17 protein-coding genes are annotated in these 20,641 nt (G+C 29.4%); 16 read left to right on the top strand and 1 reads right to left on the bottom strand.

The window, feature by feature from the left end; all coding sequences use genetic code 11:
• The first annotated feature begins 169 nt into the window (after positions 1-169).
• The 3 genes from BV55_RS0114045 (at position 170) to holA (ending at position 5,597) form a co-directional block, all read left to right on the top strand.
• On the top strand, positions 170-2,719 hold the full coding sequence (locus BV55_RS0114045) for a P-type ATPase actuator domain-containing protein (RefSeq protein WP_029453443.1): 2,550 nt from the start codon (positions 170-172) through the stop codon (positions 2,717-2,719).
• Between the two features lie 167 nt (positions 2,720-2,886).
• On the top strand, positions 2,887-4,536 hold the full coding sequence (locus BV55_RS0114040) for a ComEC/Rec2 family competence protein (RefSeq protein ID WP_198023222.1): 1,650 nt from the start codon (positions 2,887-2,889) through the stop codon (positions 4,534-4,536).
• 44 nt (positions 4,537-4,580) lie between these two features.
• Positions 4,581-5,597, top strand: coding sequence for a DNA polymerase III subunit delta (gene holA / locus BV55_RS0114035; RefSeq protein ID WP_029453441.1), 1,017 nt, complete (start codon positions 4,581-4,583; stop codon positions 5,595-5,597).
• An 86-nt stretch (positions 5,598-5,683) separates the two neighbouring features.
• Here holA and rpsT read toward each other — a convergent pair whose 3' ends face one another.
• Entirely contained in the window at positions 5,684-5,950 is a 267-nt protein-coding gene (gene rpsT, locus BV55_RS0114030) for a 30S ribosomal protein S20 (protein WP_029453440.1), read from the bottom strand.
• Positions 5,951-6,127: 177 nt separating this feature from the next.
• Between rpsT and gpr the strand changes: the two genes are divergently transcribed.
• The 13 genes from gpr to mtaB all read left to right on the top strand — a co-directional run bounded on the left by gpr (position 6,128) and on the right by mtaB (position 20,635).
• Positions 6,128-7,105, top strand: coding sequence for a GPR endopeptidase (gene gpr / locus BV55_RS0114025; protein ID WP_029453439.1), 978 nt, complete (start codon positions 6,128-6,130; stop codon positions 7,103-7,105).
• A gap of 56 nt (positions 7,106-7,161) precedes the next feature.
• A complete protein-coding gene (locus BV55_RS0114020) occupies positions 7,162-8,262 on the top strand; it encodes a stage II sporulation protein P (RefSeq protein WP_029453438.1) in 1,101 nt (366 codons plus the stop codon).
• A gap of 132 nt (positions 8,263-8,394) precedes the next feature.
• A complete protein-coding gene (locus BV55_RS0114015; RefSeq protein ID WP_029453437.1) occupies positions 8,395-8,742 on the top strand; it encodes a hypothetical protein in 348 nt (115 codons plus the stop codon).
• A gap of 111 nt (positions 8,743-8,853) precedes the next feature.
• Positions 8,854-10,662 carry a translation elongation factor 4 gene (gene lepA / locus BV55_RS0114010; RefSeq protein WP_029453436.1) on the top strand — a complete coding sequence of 603 codons (1,809 nt, stop codon included), beginning with the start codon at positions 8,854-8,856 and terminating at the stop codon, positions 10,660-10,662.
• Between the two features lie 45 nt (positions 10,663-10,707).
• Positions 10,708-11,835: a radical SAM family heme chaperone HemW gene (gene hemW / locus BV55_RS0114005; protein WP_029453435.1), complete on the top strand. Its 1,128-nt coding sequence runs from the start codon at positions 10,708-10,710 to the stop codon at positions 11,833-11,835.
• 188 nt (positions 11,836-12,023) lie between these two features.
• Positions 12,024-13,058 carry a heat-inducible transcriptional repressor HrcA gene (gene hrcA / locus BV55_RS0114000; protein ID WP_029453434.1) on the top strand — a complete coding sequence of 345 codons (1,035 nt, stop codon included), beginning with the start codon at positions 12,024-12,026 and terminating at the stop codon, positions 13,056-13,058.
• A 36-nt stretch (positions 13,059-13,094) separates the two neighbouring features.
• Entirely contained in the window at positions 13,095-13,694 is a 600-nt protein-coding gene (gene grpE / locus BV55_RS0113995) for a nucleotide exchange factor GrpE (protein ID WP_029453433.1), read from the top strand.
• A 36-nt stretch (positions 13,695-13,730) separates the two neighbouring features.
• Positions 13,731-15,581 carry a molecular chaperone DnaK gene (dnaK, locus tag BV55_RS0113990; protein WP_029453432.1) on the top strand — a complete coding sequence of 617 codons (1,851 nt, stop codon included), beginning with the start codon at positions 13,731-13,733 and terminating at the stop codon, positions 15,579-15,581.
• Between the two features lie 100 nt (positions 15,582-15,681).
• Positions 15,682-16,800, top strand: coding sequence for a molecular chaperone DnaJ (dnaJ, locus tag BV55_RS0113985; RefSeq protein ID WP_029453431.1), 1,119 nt, complete (start codon positions 15,682-15,684; stop codon positions 16,798-16,800).
• Positions 16,801-17,025: 225 nt separating this feature from the next.
• Positions 17,026-17,268, top strand: a complete 243-nt coding sequence (locus BV55_RS0113980) for a glutaredoxin family protein (protein ID WP_029453430.1) — start codon at positions 17,026-17,028, stop codon at positions 17,266-17,268.
• Positions 17,269-17,624: 356 nt separating this feature from the next.
• Positions 17,625-18,566 carry a 50S ribosomal protein L11 methyltransferase gene (gene prmA / locus BV55_RS0113975; protein ID WP_029453429.1) on the top strand — a complete coding sequence of 314 codons (942 nt, stop codon included), beginning with the start codon at positions 17,625-17,627 and terminating at the stop codon, positions 18,564-18,566.
• 12 nt (positions 18,567-18,578) lie between these two features.
• Positions 18,579-19,328, top strand: coding sequence for an RsmE family RNA methyltransferase (locus tag BV55_RS0113970; protein WP_029453428.1), 750 nt, complete (start codon positions 18,579-18,581; stop codon positions 19,326-19,328).
• Positions 19,328-20,635, top strand: a complete 1,308-nt coding sequence (mtaB, locus tag BV55_RS0113965) for a tRNA (N(6)-L-threonylcarbamoyladenosine(37)-C(2))-methylthiotransferase MtaB (RefSeq protein ID WP_029453427.1) — start codon at positions 19,328-19,330, stop codon at positions 20,633-20,635. Before BV55_RS0113970 ends, mtaB begins: the two co-directional genes overlap by 1 nt.
• Positions 20,636-20,641: the final 6 nt, after the last annotated feature.

Below are 20,641 nucleotides of genomic sequence, written 5' to 3'. Positions count from 1 at the left end.
TTCGATATTTATCAACTGCTATTTATTAAAATAAGGTTATTTATATGGTACATGTAAGCATATTGTCTTTTGAATATAAAATTAAAACATAATTTTAGGTAGCTTTTTAATGAAATTTTTTATATAATTAAAATTAATACATAAAAGATGATGGGGTTTAGGTGATTATATGAATAAGTTTTATAATATGACATGGAGTTTTGTACTAGAAACATTGAAAACGGATCAATATAATGGACTTTCTAAAGAAGAGATAATAAAAAGAAGGAATGCCTTTGGGGCTAATATTTTAGAAATGAATGAGCCTTTATCGATTATAAATCTAATTGTGAGGAAGTTACTTAATGTATGGGTATTATATTCCTTAATTTTAATTTTGGTGAATGTATATTTTGGAGAGATTTTAATATCAATAATAATATTTGCACTTTTACTTTTTACACTTATATTTAATATTAAAATAGCATATAAAAATGAAAAACCCTTAAGAAAACTACAAAATCTGAATAATACTATATGTACAGTTTTAAGGGATAAAGTTATAAGTAACATAAGCTGTAAGGAACTGGTGGTTGGAGATATAGTCATATTAGATAAGAATTTTATATCACCAGCAGATATTAGATTAATAGAAAGTGAAGATTTAAAAGTAAGAGAAACCTTGGTTACAGGGGAAGACTATAGTGCAGAAAAATATGAAACTAAAATAGAGGAAAAAAACATACCTTTATCAGACATGAAGAACATAATATTTAAAGGATCTAAAATTATTAAAGGTAGTGGAAGAGGTGTTGTAACTGCTATTGGAGAAGAAACTGAAATAGGGAAGACTGTAAAGGTTTTAGTTTACGATAGAAAGGAAAAACAAAGACTTGATGATAAGGTAACTAAAAATGTAAACTTAATATCCTTTATATTTTTAGTATTAACTATTGTATTATTCATTTTAACTTTATACAAAAGCAAAGATATACAAGCTTCTATACATCTAATAAATTACTTATTATTAGGTTTTTCTCCATGCAGTTTTCTGATAGCTTTTAATATTTATTCCACATATATTAAAAACTACTGGAAGAAACAAGATGTATATATAAAAGGTATATCTATATTTTACCTTATGAATGGTATAGATATGATATTCTTAGATAAGGTAGGTGCTATAAGCGAAAACAATATGTATATCAAAAAGATATATACAGATGGAATTACATATAGTATATCAAAAGAAAATGAAATTAATAATATACATCTAGATAGATTTTTTAATATAGCCCTTTTATGTAATAATGGATCCTATGACTTTAATACGAATACTGGAACAGGGGATATAATAGATCAAGCTTTAATAAAATATGGAAATGAATTTTCATTAGACAAAAATATATTATTAAAGGAGCAAAGAAGAATATTTGAAATACCTTATGATAGTGATAAAAGAATTCAAACAAGCTTAAATAAAATAGATAATAATTTTAGGGCAAATATAAAGGGTGCTGTAGATATACTTTTAGAAAGATGCACTCATATAATGAAAAATGGAATAGAAAAAGAAATTACACCAGAGGACATAATTGAAATAAAAAATGCAGATATATCAATATCCTCAAAGGGGCTAAGAACTATAGGATTTGCATATAGAAATTTTAATTATGAGCCAAGTGTTTTGGAAAACATAGAAAGTAATTTAGTATTACTTGGCATAGCAGGATTTGAAAATCCTTTAAAAGAGAACATAAATGAAGATATATTATCTCTTAAAGAAAAAAGCATAAGGATAGCTATAGCTACAGAAGAAAACAAGCTTACAGCTAATGATTGGGGTCAAGATATAAAGCTAATAAAATCTATTGAAGAAATCTGGTCAGGAATTGAAATGAAGTATATGGATGACATAGAGGTAAGTAAAAGTATAAATAAAATAAAGATATTTTCAAGAATAAGTTCAGAAGATAAGGTTAATATTGTAGAAAAGTGGAATGAAGGAGCATTAAAGGTATTATGTGCAGGTGAAAACATGACTGAACTACCTGCAATGAATAAGGCAAGTGTTGCTATTGCCGTAGGAAGCAGCAGTGAAGCTGTTAAAACTCTTTCAGATGTTTACATAAAAAAGGATTATATATCAAAATTAAATAAATTGATAAATTTAAGCCCTAAGCTGCTTATTCAAATTAAAAGATCATTGGAATATCTTTTTACGTCTTCATTGATTTTAATTATTTTATTAGTTTTAAATTTTTTCAAATATGAAAGCTTTAATATAGATATATATGTCATAATTATTTTAGTAGGAATTATGATTCCTGTGGGAACATTAAAAATACTGATAAGTATAAATAGAGATAGCGAATTCAATAAATCCGATAATATATCGATAAGATTCCTAAGGACTATAATTAAATCAGGGCTTATGGGAATCTTAATATATGGGATTTATAAGATGAACTTAATATTTTTTAGTGAATCTTCAAAGCAACATATATATTTGCTTGCTACAAGTTATTTTATAATAAAATCTTTTAATGGAGGAACTAAGGATAGTTTAAGTAAGGCTATGACTAGAATGCTTTTTTTAGTACAAGGCATAGGGTTGTTTTTAATAGTACTTATATCTACAAACTATTTTCATTCTTATATGCAAATTAATGATATAATATTATTTGTGATATTTTCTATTGTTTGTTACCTTTTTACAAGGCAAAAGCCAGAATTATAATATTAAATATAAGGTTTAATTTAAAGATTAATGGTTAAAATTCAAGATAACTAACTTTAGAGGGTGTTATTTTGAATAAACCATTAATCTATTTTTTTGTGTCTTTTATTTTAGGAATTATAATTTTTATATGCTATTCTTTTAGTTCATTTTTAGCTTCTTTATTTATGCTTTTTTTTATTTTATTACTTGTTAGGGGCATAAGTTACAAAGAAGTTTTTATAAATATTATTATAGTTATATTTTCTTTTTATAATGCTTATGGCTACTTTAATGTTAACTTACCAAAGGATAATGATGTGGTTAAAATAAGAGTATACAATAAAAAAGGATATAAGATTATAGGAAGTATAAATGATAAAATGGTTTATATAAAAAATTTAAAGGGAGGGGATATAGGAGATGTAATATATGCTAAGGGAGATTTTAAAGAAGATATACAATATGATAAAGGAATAATCGGTGAATTTTCATTAAAGCATGAAATAGAAAGAAAACAAGATTTGTATTCAAAGATAATAGGGTATAGGTCTTTTTTAGATGAAGAGTTTCAATCTATATTTGGAGTGGAGGATGGCATTTTATTAAGCAACTTATGTTTTGGAGATAATTCTTCTATTGATATTGAAACTAAAGAAAAATTGAAATCTTTAGGGGTAATTCATGTAATAAGTGTTTCAGGATTCCATATAGCTTTAGTGTATAAACTCGTTTCTACTATTTTAGGAGGTAATATAGCTTTAATTATAACATTTTTTTATGGCATATTTACAGGAGGTAAATCTTCAACTTGGAGGGCATTTATTATGATATTCCTGTCTAAGGCTTCTTTTAAATTATATAGGAATTATGATGGGGTTTCTGCCTTATCTTTAGCTGGCATAATACTACTTAGTATAAAACCATACTATCTAATGGATGTAGGATTTTGTCTATCCTTTCTAGCTACCGTAGGAATAGTATTGTTTCAAAAGACTATTAATAATAAATTATATAAGTTACCTTCGTTTTTGAGAGAACCTATTAGTATAACTATGAGCGCACAGGTATTTACCTTTCCATATATGATATTTACTTTTGGAAGTTTTAATTTAGGGTTTTTAATAGGAAATTTGTTTTTAGTGCCCCTATTTACGCTATTAATTATATTAGGTAATTGTGCAGCTATATTTTTAAATACATTTTTAATTAAATATATAAAATACTTCGTGGAAATTATAATGCAAATTTTAAATGGAGGTATATATATTTTACATAGTATGTCACTAAAGACAAGCTATTTAAGTTATTTAGAAGGTTGCATAGTCATAGCTATTTATATATGCTATTTGTTAGTTAAAAAGGGCAATAAGAAATACAAATATCTGCCATTGTTTTTATGTACTCTTATAATATTTGAATATTATAAGCCTTATACAGAGATTAAAGTATTAGATGTTTTAGGAAAGGAGGCTTATATAATAAGCTATAAAAAAAGAAATGTGCTTTTAACAAATTCGAATAAAGTTGGGGAGGATTTGATTAAAGGATATAATATAGATGAAGTGAAAAATATTGGTACATATCCACTGAAATTTAATATTAAAGATAAAAACAACACCAATGTAGAAATAATAAATATTGGTAATGGAGAAAGACAAGTAAGTATAACTGTATTACCTATGAAAGAAAATAGAATTTTTAAGTTTATGAACTATAGGGGTAAGAAAAATTATGATATAATACTTTTAAAACCAAAAAAGCAAGTTGGATTTAGAAGAGCTTATGAAACTAATAGTGTTATAATTACAGAATTTAATATATATAACCTAAAATAAGATTAGATTTAGCAAGTATATATTTAGTGGGGAGAGATTTTTATATGGATGTTATTTCTTTAGAAAAAGATATAAAAAATAAAAAATTTAAAAAGTGTTACATACTTTACGGAGAGGATGAAGCGCTTATTCAGGATATAGTGTCTACAATAATAAAGGATACTTTAGATCCTAGTTTCCTAGACTTAAATTTATTAAGAATAGATGGTATAAAAGAAGGTTTTGAGGTTATTGAAAATGCCACAGAAACATTACCCTTTATGTCTGAAAAAAAGGTGGTTGAAGTTTATAGGGCAGAATTTTTAAGCTGGGAAAAAGATAAAAAAGGGGAGCAAACTTTTAAAAAAATAGCTAAATACATAGATACACTTCCTGACCATTGCATTCTTATATTATATTATGTGTTTAAGGAACAAAGAGATAAAATAACACCTGAGGTTAATAGAATAAAAGGTGATGTTGCAGTTGTAAAAGTAGATAAACTTAAAGGTGAAAAGTTATATAAAAAGGTAGAGAATATATTTATCCAAAATGGAAAGCCTATAGGTAAGATTGAACTCAGATTTTTTGTGGACAATGTAGATAATAATATGAGAATAATAAATAACGAAATTGATAAGTTAATAAGCTATACAGAAGGAAGAAATATAACAAAACAAGATATTTTGGATTTGTTTTCTCAAAAGAGTGAAAAAGATATATTTAATATGGTGGATTTTTTATCTCAAAAAAGACCAGAAAAGGCTACTAATATATTAAATGAACTGATTTTTAAAGGAGAAAAAGAGAATTATATTCTTTCTATGATAGAAAGGCAGTTCAAAATTTTGTTTAATCTAAAACTTGGTATGTCAAAAGGAAAAAGTAAAGAAATTTTATCACGTGAACTTAAATTAAATATATATATATGTGATAAGATGATGCATCAAAGTGAAAAGTTTAGTTTCAAACAATTAAAAAGGTGCATGGAACTTTGTATAAACAGTGAAAGAAATTTAAAAACGTTAAGTTTAAATAAAAAGACTGAATTAGAATTACTAATAATAAATACAGTAATGTGATAGGATAAAAAATAAAAACAAATAAAATGGAATGAATTAAATAAATAGTGGAAAATAAATAACCGGTATCTCTACCGGTTTACTTACTATGCTGATAAAGTATTTAATCTTGATGCTAATCTTGACTTTTTCCTGGAAGACATATTTTTATGTATTACTCCCTTTGAAACAGCCATGTCTAAAGCTTTAACTACCTCTTTGTATGTTGCAGTTGCTTCTTCTACGTTTTTCTCTATAACTGCAGTATCAAACTTCTTTATAGTAGTCTTTAGTGAAGATTTAACCATTTTATTTCTTAAAGTTTTAGCTTCTGTAGTCTTTATTCTCTTAATTGAAGATTTTATATTTGCCATTAACTTTCACCACCTTTATCATAATATGGCCTCTGCAGTCGTGGGGAAATCTGCTTTCGAGTTTCATATTTAACAAGTGATATTATAGCATTAAAATTTTAAAAATTCAAGTATAATTCCCATTTATTAATAGAATAATATTTATATAAGTTTAAAAATAACTAGGAGTGTGATTTAATGTTTGAAATAAGAACAGATCTTGCGGTAGAAGCAAGAGAAATGTATAGCAGCGCTCATAATAAGGATCCGGAAGGAATAGTGGTAAAAGAGGATATTCCTTATGAAGATATAAAAGTTACTAAAGTTTCAATAACTAATGAAGAAGGCGAAAAAAACATGGGAAAGCCAATAGGGGATTATATAACTATAGATATTCCGGAGTTTACTTATTATGATGGAGAAACTATGAATAGGGTAAGTAAAGTAGTGGCTGATAGCTTATCAAAAATTATTAATAAAGATAAGCATAGGAACACGCTGGTTATAGGACTTGGTAATTGGAATGTAACGCCAGATGCGTTAGGACCAAGGGTTATTTCTAAAACTATGATAACAAGGCACTTAAAAGAATTAATACCAGATAAGATAGATGAAAAGATAGCATCTGTTAGTGCCTTATCACCAGGTGTACTAGGTCTTACTGGCATAGAAACAGTAGAAATTGTTAAGGGTGTTGTAGATAAAACAAAACCAGATCTTATAATTTGTGTAGATGCGTTAGCTTCAAGAAGATTAGATAGGGTTAATAGGACTATTCAAATAAGTGATACAGGTATTTCTCCAGGATCAGGACTTAAAAATCATAGAAAAGCTTTGAATATTGAAACTTTAGGTATCAAAGTTATAGCTATAGGGGTTCCAACAGTAGTTGATGCAGCAACAATTGCTAATGATAGTATAGACCTTGTATTAGATGAAATGATAAAAGAATCGACTAAAGGTGGCGAGTTTTATAATATGTTAAAGTCTATAGATAAAAATGAAAAGGGTCGACTTATTGAAGAACTACTAAGTTCAAAAGGAGGCGACCTTATAGTCACACCTAAAGAAGTGGATATAATAGTAGACTCAGTATCTAGAGTAATTTCTAATGGTATAAATCTTGCGCTTCAACCTTCACTAGATTTAGAGGATATAAATCAATTTATGAATTAAAGCTATAATTTTTAAAAGACCCTCATATAAATAAGGTATATGGGGGGGAATTTAAGATGAAATATTATTATACAAATGTAAAAGAGAAGATCCGAAAATTTTATATACTAATACCCATGATTTTATTTTTACTTATTTCTATGATATTGCTAACTAAAACTATACAAGGACTTGGCTATAATGAAAAAAAGGGAAATATGATATATGTTCAAATTTTAAATAAAAGTATGCCCTTAGTAAAAGAATTATCCTTTGATTCAGAGGACTTAGTAGAAGAAAATTTTTCTTTAAAAGATAAGGTTTTGGATACTTTAGGTATTAATCGAAAAGATCCTATAAATATTATATCAAGAGAAATTAAATATTTTTCAATGTTAAAATCAGATGATGGTAAAAAGACCATTAATTTAAATAAGGAAATAAGTTCTTTTAAATTAGAGGATACTAGCGTTTCAAAGCTTTCTGAAAAGGAGATCCAAAAGGGAGAACAGTCTAACTTAGCTTCTTTAAAAGCATATAATCCTAGTTTGAAAAAGACTCTTAATTCATCTAAACCTGAGGTTCTTATATACCACACGCATACATCTGAGCGCTATACAACTGATGTGGAAAGCAATTCGAATGATAGTATGGATGAAAATGAAAATGTATGTGCTGTAGGCAATGAACTTGCTAGAGAATTAGAAGAAAATTATGGCATATCAGTGATTCATGATAAAACAGTGCATAACACCACCTATACTCAAAGCTATTCACGATCTAGAGAAACACTTACACAGTATTTAAATAAGTATGGAGATTTTAAGCTTATAATTGATCTTCATAGAGATTCTGTAAAAAGTAAGAATAGTGTAACTGTGAATTTAAATGGCGAAGATGTAACGAAAATAATGTTTGTAATGACAGAGAAGAATCCCCATTTTGATAAGAATAATGCTATAGTACAAAATATGATAGGTAATGCAAATGAACTTTTTCCAGGATTTATAAGGCAAGGTACAAATTATAATGTTGGAACTAGATACTTCAATCAAGATCTAAGTAATAATGCAATACTTATAGAGGTTGGAGCTAGGATAAATAAAATAGAAGAAGCTACAGGTTCAGCTAAATATACAGCAAGGCTTATTGCAGAATATTTGAATGGAAAAGAGTAACGTCTAAATTGCTATATTATGAATAAAAGTTAATAAATAAGAGCATCCTTATAAAAGGGTTATAGAATTTTGAATTAAGAAATGTAAAAATATTATTTTAAATATAAGAATTCATTGTGAGGAGTGCTCTTTTTGAAAAGTAAAGGTATGTATAAGATTATAATTATAGCATGTTTATTTATAATGGTGTCAGGCTTTATAAAGGTAAACGTTCAATGCAATAGAACTAAAGATGAAACTATAGAAACTATGAGTGCAAACCATAAATTATACGAGGATGGATCTATAAAAGAAGAATATTTAAATTTATATAACATAGTTGACAATGCTCCTATAAAAATATTTTATAATAAAAATCCTCTAGATATAAAGATTTTATTGCCAAAGTTTGATATAGTTATAAACAAAGAAGTATTTCATTACTCAATGGATAAAATCAAAGGCAATATAAAAATAAAAATTAATTCTATAAGGAAATAATTTTTTATATACATAATAGAGATATATTATGATATAATTTACTTTGATTAAAATTCATAGTGGTGAAGACTACTGTCTAAAGCATTATTGCTAGAAAGATGGGTGATGAATATGCAAAGTGAAAGACAAAAATATATAAGAAATTTCTCTATAGTAGCTCATATAGATCACGGCAAGTCTACTCTTGCAGATAGACTCTTAGAGCAGACTGGAACGCTTGCTAAAAGAGAAATGGAAAGTCAAATTTTAGATAAGATGGATCTAGAAAGAGAAAGAGGTATAACGATTAAATCCCAAGCAGCAAGGCTTATGTATAAAAGAGAAAAGGATGGTAAAGAGTATATATTAAATCTAATAGATACTCCTGGCCATGTAGATTTTAATTATGAGGTTTCAAGAAGTCTTGCTGCTTGTGAAGGAGCAGTTCTTGTAGTGGATGCAACTCAGGGTATACAAGCTCAAACCTTGGCTAATTGTTATTTAGCTTTAGATCATAATTTAGAGATAGTTCCTGTGGTAAATAAAATAGATCTTCCAAGTGCAAGACCGGAAGAAATAAGAAAAGAAATAGAGGATGTAATTGGAATTGAAGCTTCCGATGCCCCTTTAATATCTGCAAAATCAGGGCTTAATATAATTGATGTACTAGAGGCTATAATAGAAAAGGTTCCAGCACCTACAGGTGACGAAGAAGCTCCTCTAAAAGCTCTTATCTTTGATTCTTCTTATGATAGTTATAAGGGAGTAGTTTGTTACATAAGGGTTATGGAAGGATCGGTTAAAGTAGGAACTCAAATCAAGCTTATGGCAACCAAGAAGGTTTATGAAGTTACTGAAGTTGGAGTTTTTTCTCCAAGTTATCTACCAACTGGTGAGCTAAAGGCAGGAGAAGTTGGGTATATAACAGGATCTATAAAAAATGTTCGAGATGCAAGAGTTGGAGATACAATAACAGAAGCAACTAGACCTGCAACAGAAGCGTTAGAGGGTTATAGACCTGCTATACCTATGGTGTTTAGTGGTATATATCCTGTAGATGGTGCAAAGTATGGTGAATTAAAAGAAGCACTAGAAAGATTACAAATAAATGATGCTGCATTATCCTTTGAGCCAGAAACTTCTGCAGCTTTAGGATTTGGATTTAGGTGTGGGTTTTTAGGACTTCTTCATATGGAAATATTGCAAGAAAGAGTAGAGAGAGAATTTAATTTAGATATTATAACTACAGCTCCTTCTGTAATATATAAAATAATAAAGACAGATGGAACACTGCTTGAAATAACAAATCCAGCAAATTTGCCTAATCCTACTGAAATAGAACATATGGAGGAACCTATAGTTAAGGCCTCTATAATATCACCTACAGATTATGTAGGTGCCATTATGGAATTATGCCAATCTAGAAGGGGAGACTTTATAGATATGCAATATATAGAAACTACAAGGGTAGTTTTAAACTATAATATACCACTTAATGAAATAATATACGACTTTTTTGATGCACTAAAATCAAAAACTAGAGGTTATGCATCCTTAGATTATGAACTTAAAGGATATAATACAACTCATTTAGTAAAATTAGATATATTGCTAAATGGAGAAATAGTAGATGCTTTATCTATGATTGTTCCAGATTCAAGGGCTTATGCTAAAGGTAGGGCTATAGCAGAAAAATTAAAAGAAATAATTCCAAGACAATTATTTGAGATCCCTATACAAGCTTCTGTAGGGAGCAAAATAATAGCAAGAGAGACTGTAAAGGCTATGAGGAAAGATGTTTTAGCAAAATGTTATGGCGGAGATATAAGCAGAAAGAAAAAGCTTTTAGAAAAGCAAAAAGAGGGTAAGAAGAGGATGCGTCAAGTAGGGTCTGTAGAAATCCCTCAAGAAGCATTTATGGCTGTACTAAAAGTAGATTAGATTTTTAAAAAAGCGAAACTCTTGGCAAGCAATTAGGAGGTAACTATGAAGGATATATCATTATATATACATATACCATTTTGTAAAAGTAAATGTTGGTATTGTGATTTTCCATCATTTTGCGGTAAAGATAATCTAATGGATAGTTATATTAAGGCTTTAGGTAAAGAAATTGATGCTAAAGTTTTACAGTATAATATAAAGACTATATTTATAGGTGGGGGTACTCCCACCTATTTGCCTTTAAAAATGTTAGAAGATTTAAAAGCACATATAAAGAAACTGAATTTAACACCAAATGTGGAATTTACCGTAGAATGTAATCCAGGAACATTAGATAAGAAAAAATTGGAACTGTTAAAAGATATGGGGGTTAATAGGTTAAGCATTGGTCTACAAGCTTATGATGACTCATTATTAAAAGAGATTGGAAGAATACATAATGTAGACGAATTTTTAAAAAATTATGAGCTTGCCAGATCTATAGGATTTGAAAATATAAATATAGATTTGATGTTTGCACTTCCAAATCAAACTTCTGAGCTTTGGAAGGAGTCTTTAATTAAGGTTGCAAAATTAAACCCAGAGCATATTTCAGCTTATAGCCTTATATTAGAAGAGGATACAAGGTTTTATGATCTTAATAATAAAGGTACATTAAATTTGCCAGAAGAAGATGTTGAAAGAGGTATGTATGAAAGCCTTTTATCTATATTAAAAGATTTTGGCTATAATCAATATGAAATCTCAAATTTTTCAAAAGAGGGTAGAGAATGCAGACATAACATGGTTTATTGGAGTATGGATGAATATATTGGAGTTGGATCATCTTCAGCATCCTATATTGAAAGCATCAGATATAAAAATGTTGAAAGTGTAGAAGAATATATACAAAAGATAAATACGGATAAACAAGCTTACAAGGAAAAACATAAAAATTTAATTAAAGAAGATGTTGAAGAATTTATGTTTATGGGACTTAGAAAGACCAAGGGTATAGAAGAAAAAGAATTTTTAAATAGATTTGGTAAAGATATAGATAGTTATTATAAAGATATAATTAATAAATATATAAATGTGAAACTTTTAAAAAGAGAAGATGGATATTTGAAGTTTACAGCGGAAGGTATACAATTATCTAATTATGTATTAGCTGATTTTTTGATAGATTAAATAAATTAAGGTGTATAATAGAGCAATAATGAGTAAATGAAAGTTTACAAAGGTAAAAGCATATTATAGCATAATAAATTAGCATTATGACGTGAATATGATGTTGACAAAAAAAACTTGAAATGTTATTTTAAAAGCGTAGCAATTAGCACTCAACAAGAGTGAGTGCTAATAAAAGAGGTGAAAGCATGGATGTGGATGATAGAAAAATAAAGATTCTTGAAGCTATAATTAATGATTACATTATTACGGCGGAACCAGTGGGATCCAGGACCATAGCTAAAAAGTATGACTTAGGCATAAGCTCAGCTACCATAAGAAATGAAATGGCTGATTTAGAAGATATGGGATATTTAGAACAACTTCATACCTCTTCTGGAAGAAAACCTTCAGATAAAGGATATCGACTTTATGTAGATAAACTTATGATAGTTGAAAGACTAACATTAGAAGAAGAGATGAAGATAAAATCACATATACTTAGTATGGCAATATATGAGATAGATAAACTATTAAAAGGAACTACCCATATGTTGTCAGAACTCACAAACTTAACTTGCATATTAAATACACCTTCTGTAAAAAAGAGCCAATTGAAATCTGTACAGCTCATAAGTATTGATAATAATAGTATACTTGTGGTTATAATAACTTATACAGGTATTATAAAAAATAATATTCTTAAAGCAAGCAACGTTCCAAGCCAAGACAATCTTCATAAGATAAGTAATGTTTTAAATGAAAAATTTAAAAACTTACCTATAGAGAAGATGGGTAGTCAAGTTATAAAAGATATTAAATTTGAGCTTAAAGGATATGAAGACATTGTAAATGGTGTTATACCAATACTTATAGATGCGCTCACTGATGAAGAGTACTCAAAGGTTTATCTTGAAGGAGCTACAAATATATTTAATTACCCTGAGTATAATGATATAGATAAAGCCAAGGAATTTCTTTCTTTGCTTGATAATAAAAGTTATATGCAAGAACTTCTAGATACAACAAATAAGCTTACTATAAAAATAGGTGAAGAAAATTATTTAAAGCAAGCTAAAGATTGTAGTGTAATATCAGCAGTATATTCTGTGGGAAATAAGCCTATCGGAACAATCGGTCTTATAGGACCCACTCGAATTCCTTATTCAAAAGTTGTGTCTATTATGTCCAAAGTTATGAAAGGACTTAATGACAGTTTGAAAAAACTTGAAGATGAATTATAGCAAAAATATATTAGAGATGAGGTGTGCTTCATAGCTATGGATAAGAACAAAAGTGATTTGAATCCAGAAGAAAAAGTAGAAAATCTTAATTTAGAAGATGAAAATGTTAAAGAAGAATCTAGTGTCGTAAATGAAACAGAGATTTTAGAAAAAGAAGAATATGATAATATAGTAGATCTTAAGGAGTTTTCTAAATATAAAGATGAAGCTTTAAAGACTAAAGAAGAAAATAATGAATTACAAGAAAGACTTCTTAGAGTTACAGCTGAATATGAAAATTATAGAAAAAGAACAACAAAAGAAAAAGAAAGTATCTATGGATATGCTTGTGAAGATGTTTTAAAAAATATTTTACCTGTATTAGATAATCTTGAAAGAGCTGCTCTTACAGATGGAAGTGCAGAGGATATAAAAAAAGGAGTAGAGATTACACTAAAACAATTTAAAGAAGCTCTAGAAAAATTACAAATAGAAGAAATAGATACTAATAGTGGCTTTGATCCTAATATGCACGATGCAGTAATGCATGTGGTTGATGAAAGTTTAGGAGAAAAAGAAATTATAGAGGTATTCCAAAAGGGATATAAAAAAGGTGATAAGGTTATAAGATACAGTGTGGTTAAAGTTGCCAATTAAACTGTAAACTTCATATATATTTAAGGAGGAATTTAAATGGGAAAAGTAATAGGAATTGATTTAGGTACAACAAATTCATGTGTTTCAGTTATGGAAGGTGGAGAAGCGGTAGTTATATCAAGCTCAGAAGGAGCAAGAACAATACCTTCAGTAGTTTCATTTCAAGCAAATGGTGAAAGATTAGTAGGTCAGGTAGCTAAAAGACAGTCAATAACTAATCCAGAGAGAACTATAGCTTCTATAAAAAGGCATATGGGAAGTAACCATAAAGTTACAATAGATTCAAAAGATTATACTCCACAAGAAATATCAGCAATGGTACTTCAAAAAATAAAAACTGATGCAGAGGCTTATTTAGGAGAAAAGGTAACTCAAGCAGTAATAACTGTTCCAGCTTACTTTAATGATAGTCAAAGACAAGCAACAAAAGATGCAGGAAAGATAGCAGGGCTTGAAGTTTTAAGAATAATAAATGAACCTACAGCAGCTTCTTTAGCATATGGTATAGATAAGACAGAAAAGAGTCAAAAAGTATTAGTTTACGATCTTGGTGGTGGTACTTTTGACGTATCAATACTTGAACTTGGAGATGGAGTTTTTGAAGTTAAATCTACAAATGGAGATACTCATTTAGGTGGAGATGACTTTGATGATAAGTTAGTTGATTATATAGCAGATAACTTTAAATCAGAAAATGGAATAGATTTAAGACAAGATAAGATGGCTCATCAAAGATTAAAAGAAGCAGCAGAAAAGGCAAAGATAGAGTTATCATCTTCAATGCAAACTAGCATAAATCTACCATTTATAACAGCAGATGCTACAGGTCCAAAGCACATAGAGATGAATCTTTCAAGAGCTAAATTTAATGAGCTTACTCACGATTTAGTTCAAAGAACTATAGAGCCAATGAAAAAATCTTTACAAGATGCTGGCTTGTCAATAAATGAGATTGATAAAATAATATTAGTAGGAGGATCTACTAGAACTCCTGCAGTTCAAGATGCAGTTAAAGAATTCACAGGAAAAGATCCATCTAAGGGAGTTAACCCAGATGAGTGCGTTGCATTAGGTGCAGCAATCCAAGCAGGTGTTTTAACTGGAGATGTTAAAGATGTTTTATTATTAGACGTATCACCTTTAACACTTGGAATAGAGACTTTAGGTGGAATCGCAACACCTTTAATTGAAAGAAATACTACAATTCCAACTAGGAAGAGTCAAGTATTCTCTACAGCAGCAGATGGTCAAACTTCTGTTGAAATACATGTAGTTCAAGGTGAAAGACAAATGGCGGCAGATAATAAAACTCTTGGAAGAGTAACTCTTTCTGGAATAGCTGCAGCTCCAAGAGGAATACCACAAATAGAAGTAACCTTTGATATAGATGCTAATGGAATAGTAAATGTTTCTGCAAAGGACAAAGGAACTGGAAAAGAAGCTAAAATAACCATAACAGCATCAACAAATTTAAATGACGATGAAATAGATAAGGCTGTAAAAGAAGCAGAGAAATTTGCTGAAGAAGATAAAAAGAGAAAAGAATCTATTGAAGTTAAAAATAATGCGGACCAATTAGTATATCAAACAGAAAAAACTTTAACTGAGCTTGGAGAAAAAGTATCAGAAGAAGATAAAGCAAAGGTAAACGAAAAGTTAGAAGCATTAAAAGCTATTAAAGATGGAGAAGATATAGAGGCTATTAAAAAGACAACAGAAGAATTAACTGAAGTATTCTATGCTGTATCTGCTAAATTATATCAAGAAAATCCAGAAAATGCTGGATTTGACCCAAGTAACATGGATATGAATGGTGATGGAACTAGTGAAGGACCAAAGGATGACAACGTAGTTGATGCAGACTTTAAGGTTGATGACGAAAAATAATACTAGCAAAAATCATTATTATGAATATATAATATATAGGGAAGGCTAAGGCACTTCCCTTATATTAAGTTTAAATTCAAGATTAGGTGGTGAAAGACTAATGGCTAAAAAAGACTATTATGAAGTTTTAGGTCTTGAAAAAGGGGCCAGTGACGCTGAAATAAAAAGCGCTTTTAGAAAACTGGCAGTTAAGTACCACCCAGATAAAAATCAAGGTAATAAGGAAGCTGAAGAAACATTTAAAGAAATCAATGAGGCTTATCAGGTATTAAGTGATGCTGATAAAAAGGCTCAATATGATAGATTTGGAACTACTGATTTCAATGGTGGCGGCGGCTTTGGAGATTATGATTTTTCGGGTGGATTTGACGATATAGGTGATATATTTAGCTCTTTCTTTGGAGGCGGCTCTAGAAAAAGAAGAAATGGTCCTGAAAAGGGAGAAGATTTAGAATACAGAATGAATCTTACTTTTGAAGAGGCAGTCTTTGGAGTAGAAAAAGAAATCAAAATATTAAGAAGTGAGTCTTGTGAGAGCTGTAATAGTACAGGAGCAAAAACAGGTACATCTAAAACTACCTGTGACAAATGTAGAGGATCGGGGCAGGTTAAAACTCAAAGAAACACTCCACTTGGAAGTTTTGTATCCTCATCCACTTGTGACAAATGTGGTGGTACTGGTAGCATAATAAAAGATCCATGTAATATTTGTCATGGAACAGGAAAAACAAAAAAAGAAAGAAAAATATCCATAAATATACCAGCAGGTGTAGATGATGGAAACGTGATGCCTTTAAGAGGACAAGGGGACCATGGAGTTAACGGTGGACCTCCAGGTGATTTATATATAAACATCAGGGTTGCAAAACATTCTACCTTTGTAAGAAAGGGCTTTGATATTTATATGGATAGCCATATAAGTATGGTTAAAGCTGCTTTAGGTATTGATATTAAGGTTCCTACAGTAGATGGGGATGTGGTATATACAGTGCCAGCAGGAACTCAACCAGGTACTATGTTTAGATTAAAAGGAAAAGGTGTACCTAAGATAAATAGCCATCTTAGAGGAGATCAATATATAAATGTAATAGTTGACATTCCAAAACATATGGACGAAAAGCAAAAAGATATCTTAAGGTCTTTTGCAGAGGCTAGTGGTGAAAGTATGGAAGACGAAAAGAAATCGGGCTTTATAGGTAAGATATTTAAAAATAAATAATAATAAAATTAAAAGTTAGTTTTTCAATTTTTGAAGAACTAACTTTTTTATTTATATCATGTATATCCTAAGAAGAATTAAGGAAACATAGGATGTAAAAAAGTTTAATTAAAAAAATAAAACGTATTGACAAAATATGATACTGTGATATTATATACCTATGGAGGGTATATAGCCCTAGAATAGTACAGATTAATTTATAAAATTAAAAATGGAGGTATAGATATGAATATAACAGTTTATAGTACTGAAACATGCCCTTGGTGCATAAAGGTGAAAGAATATCTAAGAGAAAATAAGATTTCATTTAATGAAAAAGACATAAATTTAGATAGAAATGCAGCTATTGAGATGATGAGTAAGTCAGGTCAAGGTGGAGTACCTGTATTGGATATAGACGGTAAGATAATAGTAGGATTTGATAAAGAAAATATTGATAAGGTACTATCTTTATCAAGTGATTCTTAGACTCAGGTGGAGTTTGCTTATAAGGAATACATCTCTCCATCTGAGTCTTAGAAGGACTTATCCAGGGGCGTAGCAGCCGTCATCCCCCACCTTGAAGAGGATAGGGGTGTTACGGATGGTAGCCATCGGATAAAATTTTAGTTAATGAAAAAAGTGCCAATTAGTAAAGTATAGAGAATATAATTTGCTAATTGGCACTTTTTATGTTTGAATTTAAAGATATATATATTATATCAAATAATGAAATTAAGTAGACATAGAAAGGGCTAAAGTGTAAAATATATAGAAGTAATAAGGAAATCTTATTTAAAGATACATAGAAATAATAAGGAAATTATCAGGAAGGGTTGAATAATATGCAAGGTACGTGGTTAGAAGTAAAGGTCATAACAAAAAGTGAAGCAATAGAGCCTATTTCAGGCATTTTTTATAGTTTAGATGTAAAAGGGGTTGCAATAGAGGACCCAAATGATATATTAAAAAGAAAGCAAGGGGCTTTAACATGGGATTTTGCTGATATTAATATATTAGAATATAAAGGTGAAGCTGCAGTAGTTACAGGATATTTCAGTGTAGAAGGTGAAATTCAATCTATTGTAGCAAAAATAAAGGAAAAGGTAATAGATCTTAAAAGCTTTGGAATAGATGTAGGAGAAGGTAAAGTAATTTATTTTAAAGTAAAGGAAGAAGACTGGGCTAATAACTGGAAGAAGTACTATAAACCTACAAAGATAGGTTCAAATATAGTAATTAAACCTATATGGGAAGATTACGAAAAGTCTAATGATGAAATTATAATAGAATTAGACCCTGGAATGGCATTTGGTACAGGAACTCATGAAACTACAAGAATGTGTGTGGCGGCTATGGAAAGCTATGTGAAAAAGGATATGACAGTATTTGATATAGGAACAGGCTCTGGAATTCTTGCTATTGCTGCATCTAAGGTAGGAGCTAAAAGTGTGGTAGGTGTTGATTTAGACCCTGTAGCAGTAGATTCAGCAAGAGAAAATATTAAATTTAATAACATTGATAATATAACTATACTTGAGGGTAATCTTATAGATGTAGTGGATGGAAAAGCAGATATAGTTGTTGCTAACATAATAGCAGAAATAATATGCCTTTTAACTGAAGATATAAAAAAGGTTCTAAAAGAAGGGGGCTTATTTATTACCTCTGGAATAATCCATGATAGATGTGATATGGTAATAGATAAGCTGAAGGAAGAAAACTTTGAAATTATTAAGGTAAATAAAGATGGCGAATGGAATTGTATAATAGCCAAGGCTAAATAAGGAGATAGTATTATGCATAAGTTTTTCCTAAAACCAGAAGATATATCTTTAGAAGAAGCTTCAATACGTGGAGAAGATGTAAAGCATATATATAAGGTTCTAAGACTTGAAATTGCTGAGAAGATAATAATAAACAATGAAAATGGGTGTGAATATCTAGGTGTGATATCTAGCATAGATAAGACATTAGTAAAGGTTAAAATTTTAGAAAAGCTAGATGTAAATAATGAAAGCCCTATAGAAGTTTATTTATTCCAAGGGCTTCCGAAGGCTACAAAAATGGATTTAATAGTTCAAAAAAATACTGAGCTTGGTATTAAGGAGATCACCCCCATCTTAACATCAAGAGTGGATGTTAAGTTAAAGGGTGAATTTAAGAAAATAGATAGACTTCAAAGAATAGCACTAGAAGCTTCAAAGCAGAGCAAACGCACTTTAATACCCAAGATAAGGGAACCTATATCTCTAGTTGAAGTTATAGATAGTTTGCCAAGGTTTGACTTAGTTATAGTTCCCTATGAAGATGAAACAGAGGTTACCATAAAACAAATGGTAATATCTTTAGATAAAAGTAATATTAAAACAGTAGCTATAATAATAGGACCTGAAGGTGGATTTGAGAGAGAAGAAATTGAAATGTTAAAAAAGGTAGGAGCCAAAATAATTACCTTAGGGCCTAGAATATTAAGAACTGAAACTGCAGGATTCACTGCAACAACTTTAGTTCAATATGAATTAGGAGATTTAGGAGGAGTTAATTGATGAAAGTTGCATTTTCTACTTTAGGCTGCAGAGTTAATCAATATGAATCTGAAGCTATGGCAGAAAAGTTTATAAGAGAAGGATATGAAATAGTAGATTTTGATGGGTTCGCAGATGTATATGTTATAAATACATGTACGGTAACTAATATGGGCGACAAAAAATCAAGGCAAATAATAGGAAGAGCTAGAAGAGAAAACCCTGAGGCTATAATAGCAGTAGTTGGTTGTTATGCGCAAATATCTAGCACAGAAGTTTCTTTAATAGAAGGTGTAAATGTAGTTTTAGGAACAAGAAATAAAGGTGATATAGTTTATTTTGTTAATAGAGCAAGAGATGAAAACAAACAAATTATAAAGGTTGGCGAGGTTCTTAAAAATCATGATTTTGAAGATTTAAATATTGAAGAATATCAAGATAGGACAAGAGCTTTTATTAAAATACAAGATGGATGCAATAGATTTTGTTCTTATTGCTTAATACCTTATGCTAGAGGTGGAGTATGTAGTAAAGATCCAGATAAAGTGATTCAAGAGATAAAAAACTTATCTAAACATGGATTTAAAGAAGTGATATTATCAGGTATACATACTGCATCTTATGGTGTTGACTTAGATGGAAATGTAACATTAGTTGATATATTGTCTTTAATAGAAGAAATACCTGGAATTGAAAGAGTAAGGATAGGCTCCATAGATCCCACGTTTTTTACTGATGAGGTATTAAGAAAAATAAAGGGATTAAAGAAACTTTGTCATCATTTTCATCTTTCACTTCAAAGTGGATGTAATGAGACATTAGAAAGAATGAATAGAAAATATACATCAAAGGAATATAAAAATATTGTAGAAAAATTAAGAGAAACTTACGATGATGTATCAATAACTACAGATGTTATAGTGGGATTTCCAGGTGAGTCTCAAGAAGAATTTGAAAAGACCTATGAATTTTTAAAAGAAATAAAATTATCAAAGACTCATGTGTTTAAATTTAGTCCAAGAAAAGGCACTAAAGCGGAAACTATGAAAGACCAAATAGATGGGAATATAAAAGATGAAAGAAGCCATAGACTAATAGAACTTAATTTAATAAATGAAAAAGAATTCATGAATAAGTTTATTGGAAAGACTTTTAAAGTTTTATATGAGCAAGAGGTTTTAAAAGAAAATGGAGTATACGAAGGCTATTCAGAAAACTACATAAAAATAAAATCTAAGTATAGTGATGAAAATATTATAGGTAAAGTAGAAGAAACTATTATTGAAAAGGTAGAAAATGATTATGCTAAAGGAGTAATAAAAGGTTAGGAGGTG

The sequence above is a fragment of the Clostridium algidicarnis genome (assembly GCF_000703125.1).
Lineage (GTDB): Bacteria > Bacillota > Clostridia > Clostridiales > Clostridiaceae > Clostridium_L > Clostridium_L algidicarnis.
The sequence above is the reverse complement of the archived record's forward strand: the minus strand, read 5'-3'. Positions and strand labels throughout refer to the sequence as shown.

Bases quoted from the DNA above. Each gene is read 5' to 3' on its own strand.
- BV55_RS0114045 (WP_029453443.1), top strand. From the start codon at position 170: ATGAATAAGTTTTATAATATGACATGGAGTTTTGTACTAGAAACATTG.
- BV55_RS0114040 (WP_198023222.1), top strand. From the start codon at position 2,887: ATGCTTTTTTTTATTTTATTACTTGTTAGGGGCATAAGTTACAAAGAA.
- holA (WP_029453441.1), top strand. From the start codon at position 4,581: ATGGATGTTATTTCTTTAGAAAAAGATATAAAAAATAAAAAATTTAAA.
- rpsT (WP_029453440.1), bottom strand. From the start codon at position 5,950: ATGGCAAATATAAAATCTTCAATTAAGAGAATAAAGACTACAGAAGCT.
- gpr (WP_029453439.1), top strand. From the start codon at position 6,128: ATGTTTGAAATAAGAACAGATCTTGCGGTAGAAGCAAGAGAAATGTAT.
- BV55_RS0114020 (WP_029453438.1), top strand. From the start codon at position 7,162: ATGAAATATTATTATACAAATGTAAAAGAGAAGATCCGAAAATTTTAT.
- lepA (WP_029453436.1), top strand. From the start codon at position 8,854: ATGCAAAGTGAAAGACAAAAATATATAAGAAATTTCTCTATAGTAGCT.
- hemW (WP_029453435.1), top strand. From the start codon at position 10,708: ATGAAGGATATATCATTATATATACATATACCATTTTGTAAAAGTAAA.
- hrcA (WP_029453434.1), top strand. From the start codon at position 12,024: ATGGATGTGGATGATAGAAAAATAAAGATTCTTGAAGCTATAATTAAT.
- grpE (WP_029453433.1), top strand. From the start codon at position 13,095: ATGGATAAGAACAAAAGTGATTTGAATCCAGAAGAAAAAGTAGAAAAT.
- dnaK (WP_029453432.1), top strand. From the start codon at position 13,731: ATGGGAAAAGTAATAGGAATTGATTTAGGTACAACAAATTCATGTGTT.
- dnaJ (WP_029453431.1), top strand. From the start codon at position 15,682: ATGGCTAAAAAAGACTATTATGAAGTTTTAGGTCTTGAAAAAGGGGCC.
- BV55_RS0113980 (WP_029453430.1), top strand. From the start codon at position 17,026: ATGAATATAACAGTTTATAGTACTGAAACATGCCCTTGGTGCATAAAG.
- prmA (WP_029453429.1), top strand. From the start codon at position 17,625: ATGCAAGGTACGTGGTTAGAAGTAAAGGTCATAACAAAAAGTGAAGCA.
- BV55_RS0113970 (WP_029453428.1), top strand. From the start codon at position 18,579: ATGCATAAGTTTTTCCTAAAACCAGAAGATATATCTTTAGAAGAAGCT.
- mtaB (WP_029453427.1), top strand. From the start codon at position 19,328: ATGAAAGTTGCATTTTCTACTTTAGGCTGCAGAGTTAATCAATATGAA.